Annotated in this window: 10 protein-coding genes; 4 read left to right on the top strand and 6 right to left on the bottom strand. The window is 38.9% G+C overall.

Annotated features, from left to right (window positions below):
- Nucleotides 1–243: 243 nt before the first annotated feature.
- On the bottom strand, nt 244–1,344 hold the full coding sequence (locus tag GJU87_RS11095) for an ADP-ribosylglycohydrolase family protein (protein ID WP_153639580.1): 1,101 nt from the start codon (nt 1,342–1,344) through the stop codon (nt 244–246).
- A 176-nt stretch (nt 1,345–1,520) separates the two neighbouring features.
- On the bottom strand, nt 1,521–2,861 hold the full coding sequence (locus tag GJU87_RS11090; RefSeq protein WP_153639579.1) for a hypothetical protein: 1,341 nt from the start codon (nt 2,859–2,861) through the stop codon (nt 1,521–1,523).
- A 399-nt stretch (nt 2,862–3,260) separates the two neighbouring features.
- Between GJU87_RS11090 and GJU87_RS11085 the strand changes: the two genes are divergently transcribed.
- Nucleotides 3,261–3,983, top strand: a complete 723-nt coding sequence (locus GJU87_RS11085) for a hypothetical protein (RefSeq protein WP_153639578.1) — start codon at nt 3,261–3,263, stop codon at nt 3,981–3,983.
- Nucleotides 3,984–4,137: 154 nt separating this feature from the next.
- On the opposite strand, the gene GJU87_RS11080 is transcribed toward GJU87_RS11085, so the two are convergent.
- The 4 genes from GJU87_RS11080 to GJU87_RS11065 form a co-directional block, all read right to left on the bottom strand.
- Nucleotides 4,138–5,457, bottom strand: coding sequence for a type II toxin-antitoxin system HipA family toxin (locus GJU87_RS11080; RefSeq protein WP_153639577.1), 1,320 nt, complete (start codon nt 5,455–5,457; stop codon nt 4,138–4,140).
- Nucleotides 5,454–5,777 carry a helix-turn-helix domain-containing protein gene (locus tag GJU87_RS21840; RefSeq protein WP_153639576.1) on the bottom strand — a complete coding sequence of 108 codons (324 nt, stop codon included), beginning with the start codon at nt 5,775–5,777 and terminating at the stop codon, nt 5,454–5,456. The genes GJU87_RS11080 and GJU87_RS21840 overlap by 4 nt, the downstream gene beginning before the upstream one ends.
- Before the next feature lie 413 nt (nt 5,778–6,190).
- The gene (locus GJU87_RS11070) at nt 6,191–6,997 is read right to left on the bottom strand and encodes a Fic family protein (RefSeq protein ID WP_153639575.1); all 807 of its coding nucleotides are present in this window, start codon (nt 6,995–6,997) and stop codon (nt 6,191–6,193) included.
- 301 nt (nt 6,998–7,298) lie between these two features.
- Nucleotides 7,299–7,652, bottom strand: coding sequence for a type II toxin-antitoxin system HigA family antitoxin (locus GJU87_RS11065; protein ID WP_153639574.1), 354 nt, complete (start codon nt 7,650–7,652; stop codon nt 7,299–7,301).
- Between the two features lie 1,398 nt (nt 7,653–9,050).
- On the opposite strand from GJU87_RS11065, the gene GJU87_RS11060 reads away from it, so the two are divergent.
- The 3 genes from GJU87_RS11060 (at nt 9,051) to GJU87_RS11050 (ending at nt 12,664) form a co-directional block, all read left to right on the top strand.
- Nucleotides 9,051–9,443: a hypothetical protein gene (locus tag GJU87_RS11060; protein ID WP_153639573.1), complete on the top strand. Its 393-nt coding sequence runs from the start codon at nt 9,051–9,053 to the stop codon at nt 9,441–9,443.
- A 383-nt stretch (nt 9,444–9,826) separates the two neighbouring features.
- Nucleotides 9,827–11,095, top strand: coding sequence for a TolC family protein (locus GJU87_RS11055; RefSeq protein ID WP_153639572.1), 1,269 nt, complete (start codon nt 9,827–9,829; stop codon nt 11,093–11,095).
- Nucleotides 11,096–11,116: 21 nt separating this feature from the next.
- The gene (locus GJU87_RS11050; protein WP_153639571.1) at nt 11,117–12,664 is read left to right on the top strand and encodes an efflux RND transporter periplasmic adaptor subunit; all 1,548 of its coding nucleotides are present in this window, start codon (nt 11,117–11,119) and stop codon (nt 12,662–12,664) included.
- The last annotated feature ends 33 nt before the right edge of the window (nt 12,665–12,697 follow it).

Here is a 12,697-nt window from a genome sequence, read left to right as displayed (position 1 = left end):
GTCTGCTTTCAGAAATTATTAAAGCGAATTTTCATAAGTGCAAAATTTGCACTTATGCTTCTTTGTGTTGATAATTAGTGTGTTTGAGCAATGATATCGCTGCGTTTAAGTACTTAATCTAAATTTGTGCTCGTGAAATGAAGTATGGTGCGTTTAAGGTGGTTTAAGGCTGGCGTCTTCAGTGCTTCATTTACAGCTGAGACATGGTGCAACTTTTATCGATAGAGGCTCGTGCTCTTCTACTTAGAATCCGGGATATTTTTCCAACCATTCAGTATCAGACACAACCGAATTGCCTTTAATTCTTGTATGTAAATCTTCCGCTATTTGAGAAACAATACTACTATATCTTAATTTCTCAATCCAGTTTAAAGGTATTGCAAATTCGCCGTTGATTAATCCCAGAATATTTCCTGTTATTGAACCAGTACTATCACAATCACCGCTATGGTTTACAGAATACAATACACCACTTTTAAAATCATTTTCGTAAAGTAACGAACAGTATAAAGAAATTGACAATGCTTCCTCTGCTATCCATCCTTCTCCAAGTTTCTCAACGGTTTCAAAATCGTGGTTTTTATTATTCTTAGTCGCATTGAAAAGTTCTTTGCTTTTTATCACAGCACCTAATGTCTCTTCGTGAAATTCCCACCCTGTTAAAATCTTAATAGAATTCTCAATTGAATCATTAAGGTGTAATCCTTTTGCAAGATTAGAGATGACGGAGGCAAAAAATCCAGCACTTAGATATCCAGTTGGATGTCCATGTGTTATTGCAGATAGTTCACATGCAATTTTAAATGCTTCCTTACTATCGTTATTGTAAAGAAGTCCAATTGGAGCAACTCTCATAATTGCTCCACAACCTTTACTGTCATTGATTGGGTTCTCAACTGTCCCTGCAACCCCACTTGACAAAGCATTCAAACAAGTATTTCCTGGTGCACGTCTTTTATACAACTCTTTTTGTTTAATCAGCCAACCTTGTTCAATGTCATAAACGCCTTCCTTTATATTATCTTTTTCAACTGGTACTCCTTGTGTGTGTAACCAACGCAAATACGAGTGGTGTGAAATAGCATTAAATTCTCCAACAGTTCCATTTAATGGGGACCTATAATATGCCCTTAATAATCCTTCGGCTGTAAATAAAGTCATCTGAGTATCATCTGTAAATTCACCGAATCCATCAGAAAACTCAACATAATCTTGAACTCCGATTTTTCCAAATGTAGATTTAATTGTCTCTAAATCCATGAACTCAATTGGAGCTCCTAAAGCATCACCAATCGCCCCCCCAATCAAACAACCGGTATATTTATCTAAAGAAATTTCTGTCATTAATCAAAAATATTTCAAGTTTGAACTAGTGTGAACGCTAACAGTAAATTTTAAGAGTAGTGGCAGGTTGTGTGGTAGTTTCCTGTCAAACCGCTACACAGTTTGAGCGGGTTACAAACCTTGATATTTGGCTCTTTCCCTGCCATTACATAAAAAAATGTTAGCCATTGTTGTTATTAATCAACGTAATCCTGCAACCATTCCGTTTCATTATACTCAAGAGATTTTTCTAGATAATCTCGAAAGTTTGACAATGCGGAATCAACAATCATAGTTGCTTTGATACGACCTTCTTTATCTCTATTAAACGTGGAGTTTGTATCTACTAATTTGAATTTAGTCGTAAAACAGATTGAGTCACTTTTGTCATTGTATTCAATTACTACGCTTTGATTATCTTCTGAAATTGCATAATTTATAATAACATTTTCTTCCTTACAGTTATCTAATATTTTCTCAATCTCAGGCAATAACTTGGGAATTGATTTTGATAATTCCTTTGCCCATTCAAGTTTTCCTTTATAGACTAAGTATTTTTTAAAATACTTCAAATCATTTAGCCCTTCTTCCAAATAACTTAAATTATCAAGGAACTTGGATGCATCTCCATAGGATTGATGAAAAGGATATTCATTAGTTAGGTAGCTATAAGATTCATTTACGAATTCTTCAGGATTCGTTAGTTTTGATATTCTGTCGGCATGTTCAATTGTCTCTTCAATGTAATAAAAACTTTGCCCTAAGTATTTTTTCGCTTCTGCAAAAATCTCTTTTGTAATACCATAGCTTTTAGAGAAAATATAATCATCATATTCTTTGTCAATTTTTGATAACTCAATTGAATATGGGGAAACATATGAAATATGAAGTCCCTCTATATTTTTCCGAATCGATGGGGTGAAATCTGAATAAAGAATTGTAGCTTTCACTGATTCAATAGTTGTTTTGTCAACATTATTTGAAATCAGAATGCTATCTATGAAGTTTAATAACCTATCACGCTGAATTATTACACTTTCTTTTGTTTCAGTTGATGAATTCCAATATGTTCCAAAATATGTGTCAATCAATTGGATTAGCCTGTCATCGCGTATAAATCGAATTTGTTTATCAAGGTTATTCTTGCGCAAAGTCCTTATAACTGATTCTTCAGCGCCACTAACAATTCGACCTGTTGTCATTATCCATACTTCATTAATTAATACTTGTTTCATATTAAACAAGTCTTCATATGGATTATCAAAAGCTTGTTGAACTTGATTTACAACATTCATAAGTCCTTTGTCCGTTGAAGCATCACCAGTCATATCTCCTATTTTTGCAACAACGGATAAAAACCTCTGTTCTTTCAATTTGTCATACTCAAAACAAATAATATCTTTTCCTCTTTCATTTGTCCCATGGTATTCGATTGGAGCAATATATCCCATTTTACTTAAAAGAGGAATAATTAAATCTTGCCGAAATTCCTTTTCACTGAGTTTTTTTAATATCTCTCTTTTTTCATTATGGTTCATACTGTTCGATTTCTTGGTTTTCAACTATGGCTAGTGTGTTTCAATATTGTTGTTATTTCTCCAATCTCAGTTGATGAATTGGTGTTATACACACATGCAAGGTTGTATTGTGTACTTATTATGTTTCTTCAAAAGTAATCATTGTTGATTTGGTCCCGTTGAAAGTAACGTTTTTTATTGTCAAACAAAAACTGGGGCATGGAAGTACATCTGCAACTATGACGGTGGAAAGTGAAGCTAATCAGACCTGTTCGCCCGAGTGTTCGCCTTCCTCTTCAGTCACAAAGGGAAACGGATTTGAGACAGCAACATATGAGAGAGGGGAATAAGTCAATAACTTGTATATTGATTTTCCATTATTATACGTTTTTTTACTGAAAATCAACATTTAAAATTCAAATGAGACATCTATCAAAGGTTGAGAAAGACATAATCAAAGAGATTAACTCCCGTAAAGGAAGTTCATTGACACAATTGCTAGGCCATTATTCCAAAGAGTTTGTATTGGAAATTGATAAAAAAGCGATGGCAGCAAAAGCAATCATCCCAATTCGTGAAGGAGGGAAAATAGAAAGTGAGGAAGCCTTTATTGATTATTTTCTCAACCGTCTTTTTTTTCTGAATACATTGCTAAAATTGCTAACATATCTGGAAAAGGAGGGATATATAGTCTCATATATTTTATCCAACATACATGACAATAAACGAACTATTGGAGATGAAGAATTAAAAGAGGAATTAGAGACTCTTGGGAAAAGGGCGCGTCCATTTGATTTTGATGATCCCTTTGTAATTGAATCTCTTGTTAAGTATAGAGATTCATATGTTATTAGTACTGAAGAACTACTTCTTTTTCAGAGAAACAGTTTCCAAACCCAGGAACAGATTAGATTTAAAAAAATGTATTGGCTTTCATGGGCCGGTGTAATAGTTGCAATCATAATAGGTATATTCAGCTTTCGGAGTTCAATCAAACCCATAACGATTAATCAAAATCAAATCCATTCGATCACAACTCGCCTGGACTCAATTATTGGAAAAGAAAATCCAACCAAAAGTACTGGTCAAAAACAAGAGCCTAAGACAATTTCTGATTCCCTTTTTCCAGTTCAGGAAAAATGACCTGTCTGAAATCCTGCTCTGCCTGAATGCGATGTGGGGTATATATGGATGTGATACCGACTGAGACCCCAGTCTAAAAGAGTTTTTACTTGGAACCACTGCTTACGGATGAGCTATGATCCCCTTCCGTTCACCATAGGAAACGGATTTATGACTACGCCATATTGCCTAAATTTTTGTTTCCAGTGTTGTGCCCTTTTACAAAAAGTCTGTGTGTACTTTTAATTTGGTCAATCTGTTGGGGTAGGACATTAGCCTGTTTCGCAAATACTTCCCATTTACTTACAGCGTCAATTACCTGTTGAATTATTGCCTTTCTCGAACTAATGTTATTCTCCTCCCCAATTTTAAGCAGGTCATTGATTTCGAAATTATCCCTTTTCCCATTTATCGACAGCTGGTGACGGCTGGTCCATATCCCCGCAGGGTTAAAACTATAGGACACATCATAAGCCGGGGAAAGTGACCAATGACCGGTTTTGTGCATCAAAAAAGAGATATTTTTTGCGTGGTCGTCCTGGTTCCGGGCCACTACATTGAACACCATTCTCCGGAATTGCTCAACAAAATCGTTATGTGGTAACCGCATTTTCCTAAGGATCGTGAAAACCTGTTCATAAGAATAAATGTCTGGGCGTCTGTAATCAAAACCAGCCAAGCCACTTAAGGTTTGCATATGCACTTTTTCACCATCGGTGCGGTCAAAACGTCTGGTGATAAAATGAGCACGGTTGCCTTCGGTTAGCAGCTTCGACTCAGACATGTTTATACCGGCATCTTTGGCCATTTTGTAGTAAGCGTATTCGATACGTCCACATCCTTCCGGGTCCCCGTGTATATCATTTGTTAACCCATCAAGTTTGATAAGCCAATCGGAATGGTCCGGCCCGTGTAGGATGTCCCCTGGTTTGTACACCTGGTTAATTTCATCGAGGGCCAGTATGGCTTTTGCCCTGGCTCCACCAGCAGAGGTTCCGGTCCTCCAAATTTTAGTCAATAAACTTTCCTCACGGTCCGAATAACTTTGCTGATCGTCTGACGTGAGCAGTTTGCGGGTAATTTCTACAAGTTCAGAAGGATTAATGTTAGTTGGTTTAAATTCCTCCCCAGCCAGAACGGGTTCAAATTCGAGCGCCCCCATACCTCTTTTACCGACGTAGCCGAGTCTTTCGAGAGGTGTGAGGTTATCGATAGTCTTTCCTTGGTTTTCCAACCAGGCTCTCATGATGTAATTTCCGAAGTCATCTGGGAGGGAGTCAGCAACCGTAGGAGGAAGCCCCTTAAATGTCTTATAATTGAAATCATAAGGGTTAAATTCATAAGAATAGTCTTCCCTTAAAGGCATTAAAAGAGGAGCAATCTCCAGACCGTCTTTAACAAAATCGGGGCTGTACCTAAAAACAGAAACTTTGCGACTTTCATCCCAGGTTAACGCACCAACAAACTGGTCCCATATACGAACATCAATATTCATCGTTTATTCTTTTTGGAAGCACGTTTACGTTTTTTTCTCTCGATTTCCCGTAGTTGAAGTGGGTTTATTTGGGGAGGTTGGAGGATATGATCCAGGTATTCAAGCTTGTTTAAGGCCCTCAATATTCTTAATAAGGTAATCATCGTGAAGGCTTTCCCGTTTTCTATCCTGGAGATTTCATCAGGTCCTTTACCGATCATATCTCCAAGTTCCTGTTGTGTAATATTCTGGTTTAGGCGGAAACCTTTCAGCCTTTTTCCTATCTCAGCAATAATCTGCTTTTCGGACAATTCATACCAGGGGTGGAAATTGACACGCATATCGAATGATTTTGATTGTGTAAATATACAATTTAAAGGCGATATTGGTCATTATTTTGTATATATACACAACTATAGAGAACCAACATTCAGTCGCAGCTGAGACATGGTGGAACTTTTGTCGACAAACAGCGTACTTCCGAAAAAGGTTGGACAGATGGTCACAAGGTGAAATATTAACAAGGATGTAAACCTAAGCCTACTTAAATATTGTGGTCCCGGCAATTACTAACAGGATGGTAACTATAATACTGAGTATCCAGATAATGACATTGAATTTTGATTCAATCTCTGATTTGAAACTGTCAAGCTTTGAAATTACTTCTTTCATATTGCTATCAGTTTTGATATCAATTAATGACAATATAACCATTTTTGCAGATTCAGGCAATTTGTCAATGTTGACGAAATTTTCAAAATAAGAACGACAGCCCCTTTCCCCTAATCACTTTTTGTTCTGGTTGTTTTTTCATCATGGCAATCTCGGACTCGAAATACTTTTGTGATTGCTGAATCATGAATTTTCGGAAAATATCAGTGTTTTGTTTGTCCCTTGTTTCCTGAAGCGCATCAAAGTACAATGCCTTGTCTTCCGAAAATACAGGAGTTAAAGGATGCCCGTGATAATGCTGGATGTAATTCATGATTAACCGGGATAAACGGCCGTTACCATCAGCAAAAGGATGGATGGAGACCATTTGATAATGTGCATCAAAGGCAAGGACACTGTTACTAAGGAAATCCGAACAAGAGTCCAATTGAGAGTTAATGTAGTTTACCAGTTCTTTAACCAGTCCGGGAACTTTGTTGAAATTAACGAAAGTATGATTCCCAACATGTACACCTCCTTTTCTGAATTCACCTTTTGTAGCATCAAAACTCTCTCCCTTGATTTTATATTCTACACCGGTGTTTTTCAATAACAGGGAGGATATGGTTTGAATAGTTTTAACGGTCAATTTTTGCTTTTTCTTATCCAGGTCAAGGATAAATTTCAAGGCGTCCAGATGGTCTTTAACCATCAGGACGTGACTAAAAGGTTTACCTCCCAGGGGGGTCAGGCCATCTTCGAACAGATGAACAACCTCACTGTGGGTAAGCGTTGCCCCTTCGATGCACGTTGAATGATATGTAAGCAAGTAATTGTTGAACTTGTCATAATCAATAAAACCTCTTGAGAGCTCAACATACTTATTCTTTAGCTGAAGTAACTTATCCATAATTAAAAGTAAAAAAATTAATCAATTAGTGGATTTCCCCGCGTGGTATGTAAAATGGAAAATCGACAAAAAACAACCTCCCGGAAATATCTCGAAATCCCATCGTTGCAAAAAATATCTATAAAAAGGGGGATCGGCGCTCAGTTGGAAACAGGATCTGGACCTACTTTTGTCGATATTTAAATATCATATTAAGCAAACAGAAAGTTTTTTGTTCTCACTTTCCCAGGCAAAAAAATACCCGACCAAACGGCCGGGTATAGAAAACAAGTAAGAGTAATTAAAATGATAGTCACCAAATTTACTGAAGAATGATATCAGCATCGATATCAAGTTTTTTGTGAATCTTTTTTGCAACATCTAAAGTAATATCGCGACGTCCTTTCAGATATTCTGATATTAGTGTGGCTGATACTTCAAGTAAATTTGCCAGGTCCTTCTGTTTTAGATTCATTTCGAACATGCGGAGTTTAATAACATCAACTAAAGAAGGTAACTCGATGGGGTAGTATTCTTTTTCGTATGCTTCAACAATGTCAGTATGAAATTCCAGCTGTACCTTTTCATCATCTGACAGAGAGTCAAGACTTCTCCCGACCAGCAATTGATCGACTACACGCAGTGATTTTTCGTACTTTTCTTTTGAGACAATCATAATCGAGTTTTAACAAATTTAATATAAAGCAATTTAATTTTAAAAATGTCGACAAAACAAATGCCTGAAGATCTTCTACAGCTGACACCTGGTTCAACTTTTGTCGACAAAACAGTTTTCTGCAGCTGACGGAATCGGATCGGCCAGCAACCGGCCCCAAAATTTATGTCGACTTTCTTCAACCATCAGTCATAAAAAGCACATCAGCTGAAATTTGCAACCGTCCAAAGTAGTAGAGCGGCGTTACTCTGCAATCACTGCGCCCGGAACTGGCTCCTGTTGGAAGCCAAGATAAAATGATAAAACGTTGATTGAAAAACAGCATGGTCAGGTGATAGAGCATAAAATAGGACGCAATGAAAGTGAAAATAGTACACTTTAAATGCCAAATAATATAAAGTAGTATACTTTGACTGCCAAATAATATAAAATAGGACCCGATGAAGGCTAAAATAGGACACTTCGGATACGAACCATTAAAACAGGCATCACAGAAGTGTTTCAGTCTAAATCGCTGGAATTAATGAGCAAATTTGCCTTAAAATAGGACACGTTGAAGGCGAATTTTCATAAAATAGGACACAATGGAGGCGAAAATAGGACACAATGAATGACAATTAAAATAAAATAGGACACTTCGGATGCGAACCATTATAACGGTGATCAAAGCAGTGTTTCAGCCCAAATTGCTGGAATTCATATGCAAAATAGCCCTAAAATAGGACACTATGGGGGCGAAAATGGGACACTTTGAAGGCATGAATTTTGAAACTTTGATTGAAAACTCCAATAGAATCGAGCGTTACAGAAGGTTTTCATGTGGAAATCAATTAAAATAGGACACTTTGAAGGCGATGAAAATATTAAAGGTAAGTGATTCAGTATGTTATGGTATTTATAAGAAGTAATCAGGTGAATAAATAAGTAGTATATTTATATACACTAATGATGTGAAAAACAATCATATACGCTCTATGTTTCTGATGCTTTTCAAATTATCTATCAATTACATGAACCAAGCGTAGACCTTCAAAGTGTCCTATTTAATTTCAGTTCCGGTCCACGGTTGGGATGTGGGGTTGTTCCTATGAATTGCATGTTATGTAAATTCAGTTGGTGTGGGCAGGGTGTTATTTGGGGTGCTATGGGGGCAGCGGTCTTTTTGTTGGGTGGAGTTGCTATCTTTGAATGGGTGGCAATACCATTGTTTTAGCCGAAAATGGAGTGAATACCTTAGGATGTGAAAAGAAAATTTAATCTTTTTTCACAAATAGCTGTAGATATTTTTAATAGATAGTGAACCAGTTGATTAAGAGGAATTTCATTCGTGATTAGTATTTGTCTGGAATAAAGCTCTTTTGGCATTTGTATTGGAATTTCTACTTTTGGAACAGAGTTATGCTTAACAAAGCAGGACATATCCTCACAGCCCTGATACTACTAACTTCTACTTTCGGGGTAACGATCAACAAGCACTATTCCCATGGTCGGTTGTTTGATGTGGAGGTTTATGCCAATGCGCAATCGTGCTGTACTCCCGAACATCATGATATGAATGGCTGTGCGGATACACATGAGCATTACCAGGTGGCCAGCGATTTTCTGGCGTCGAGTTTCGACAATGATTTTCAGGCTCCGGTACTTGATCTTTTTGCTCCTGTATTAATCGTTCCTGCAGTCGAACTTCCTATTACTTCGGAAGTTCCTTCTTCTTTTTATACTCATCAGACAAGTCTTCCCCTTTATGATGCAGGGGATAGGTGCGCCCTTATGCAGGTATTCCTCTGTTGATTTATTCGCTCTAACCGTAACGTCGTTATCGCTTTTACACAGCTGGTTTCGTTCAGTGATGAGCAGACAGACCGTGTTGTCCGATAACTTTGGGAACAGATGTGGTGCTTAATACAATCAACTTTCCAATAAGCATGATCTCGTTTGCCAATGTCTGGCGTTACAGGCAGTCAACTTTCTTATCGTATTTCTAACGGTTGACTTAAATTCTCCCAATGAGATGGCAAATAGTGGTAATTGTATAACTCTTTGTGAAAATTATATAACCCTTTTGCGGTAGCATGTTTCTAATTTTGTCATGATGATAGTAACATCGTGTCTGGAAAATAATAGCTTTTTTCTTGGTCAGAATAGTTGTAAGAGACACCTTAAATCATATTTCAATGAACAGATACAAGTTAATAGGATTGTTACTGATTCTCGCGATAAGTCTGCCGGCGTTCGCGCAGAGTCAGGATGATTCTTTAAATGGCTTGATTCAACAAGCCGAAAAAGTAAATCCGAGCCTGGCGATGTTGCAGGCTCAATTAAAGGCTGCGAGGGAGAATATCCAGGTGGGGACGCACCTTCCGGACCCGGTAGCCAATCTGGGATTGATGAATGTTCCGACGAATAGTTTTTCGCTGAACCAGGAAGCGATGACCGGCAAAGTTCTTGGTGTGGCACAGGCGATTCCTTTTCCGGGAAGTCTGAAAGCCAAAGCGGCCGTTAAATCGATGGACACGCTCATTATTCGTCAGCAAATTGCCGATTTGGTCAACCAGATACAGGAACAAGTTTCGGAGCTCTATTACAACCTCCAGGAGAAAAGAGCGGATGTCGGTTTGACAAAGGAAAGCCTGGATTTACTGAAACAGATTTCGGTGGTTGCCAAACGAAAGTTTGAAGTGAAGACCGCCAGTCTGCAGAATGTGATCGAGGTGGAAGTTCAAAAAACCCGGCTGCAGGATAAGATTGAAACTTTAAAAGGTGAGGAGTCGACGTTACAGGCCAAACTAAACGGCTTTTTGTTGCGCAACGACTCTGTTTATATTCCAACTGAAAGGATTGTTCCTATCACCCACGAGTATGTAAAAACCGATTCACTTCTGGCCTTAGCCAAGGAAAACAGGCCGGTTTTGAAAGAGATTAAACTTCATGAAACGAAGGCTGAATTGATGCAAAAGGAAGCCAAGTACACTTTCTATCCCAATTTTAAAGTAGGTGTACAGTACACACAGCGAGGCTTCAATAGAGTTAGTGGAGCGGATTACAAGGATTTACTGGGCGTAGCGGTCGGCGTGACGATTCCGATCAACTATGGAGGAAACAAGACTGCAAAAGTCAACCGCGCCCGTTTCCAGCAGGATGCCTTCAGTCAACAATATCAGCATTCGCTGCAGGTTTTACAGCAACATTTCGGAGCCATCAATTCGCAAATGAGTGCCCTGAAAAAACGGGAAAAACTGCTTACGACCACGTTACTGCCTCAGGCCCTTCAGTCGTACCAGGCTGCATTGGCAGATTATCAGGTTAATAAAATAGACTTTGTTAACGTGATGCGGGCAGAAGACCAGATTCTGAAAGTCAAAACCGAACTGGCCAATATCCGGACTTCCTACAGTAAAAACCTGTCGAAACTGGAGTTTTTATCGGGAACGCAATTGAATTAATGAATTATAAAAAAAGGACAAATGAATAAGAAAATATTCGTCTATATCCTGTTAGTTATTTTGGGCGCAGCGTTGGGCGTTACAGGATATTATCTGTTATCCGGGAAACAGGGTACTGTGATGACTGAAGGTGAGCAAAGCCAAGGCAAAGCGAAAAATGACAAGAAAGGGAAAATCCTTTACTGGCGTGCACCGATGAACCCGAATGAGATTTACAATCATCCCGGCAAATCGGCCATGGGTATGGATTTGGTTCCGGTTTATGCCGATCAGGCCGGCCAAAATGGTGTGGTTTCCATCGATCCGGTGGTAGAGCAGGATATGAATGTGAAGACAACGGTTGTGAAATCCGCAAATATGCATGCTGATGTGATGACCAATGGCATTATTCAGCCTGACGAGCAGAAAGAATACACGGTGACCACCAAAGCGGGAGGCTGGATTGATAAGCTCTACGTGAATTACACGGGGCAGCAAGTGAGGAAAGGCCAGAAACTGTTGCGGATTTACTCGCCGGAACTGGTTGCAGCAGAGCAGGAATATCTGACTGCTTTGGCTTATGATAACGCTATGATTGGAAGTCAGGAGCCATCAGATTTGCTGAAGAATGCTACCCGAAAACTGGAATTGCTGGATGTTTCAAACGCGGATATCCAGGAGCTGAAGAAGACAAAGCATGTGAGGAAATATATCACCCTCACAGCATCTTTTGACGGAACGGTATTGTCAAAAAACGTTGATGAAGGGGCTAAAATCATGCGCGGAATGCCGTTAATGAAAATAGCCAATTTGAGCTCTGTGTGGCTGGTAGCTGACGTATATGAACATGAACTGAATAAAATTGCTTTGGGTCAGCCGGCGACCATCACCATGGATTTCCTGCCGGGAGTGACATACAAAGGAAAGATTTCGTTCATCTACCCGGTACTGGACACCCAAACCCGTACGATTAAAGTCAGGATTGATCTGAATAACAGCAACCATGTACTGAAGCCCGGTATGTTTGCCAATGTAGACATCAAAGGAAAAGATTTAGGCAATTACCCCATGGTTCCTGCACAGGCCATCCTTCAAAGCGGCCGTGAGAACACTGTGATTGTATCACTAGGCCATGGAAAGTTCAAACCTGTACATGTGAAGCTGGGTAACTACTCAGATGGCTACTACCAGATTTTAAGCGGATTGTCTGCTAACACGAAGGTTGTTACCTCTGCCGAGTTTATGATTGACTCCGAATCGAACCTGAATGCTTCAATGAACTTGTTCACAGCTGCTAAAAAAGACAGCACTTCCGGCAAGCAAATGAAGAATATGAAAGGCATGAAGATGGATAAGGACTCCACCAAAGCTACTTCAGAAGTGAAGGACACTACGATCATCCGGAAAGGCGTGATTAACGTCGAAGCCATCGATAAAAATCATGACGGTAAACTCTACGAAGATGTCATGGACTGGAACGTGATCTCCGATAAACCGGGAACTTGCCCGATTTGCGGAATGAAACTGCGTGAAATGACCATTCAACAGGTAAAAGACAACCTGAAAGCACATGGTTTTAAGTATCAATGATGCCTTGCGGCAGAATTACAGGAAACGCTTGAT

This window comes from Prolixibacter sp. NT017 (assembly GCF_009617875.1).
Taxonomy (GTDB): Bacteria; Bacteroidota; Bacteroidia; order Bacteroidales; family Prolixibacteraceae; genus Prolixibacter.
This window is presented reverse-complemented; position numbering and strand designations above follow the sequence as displayed.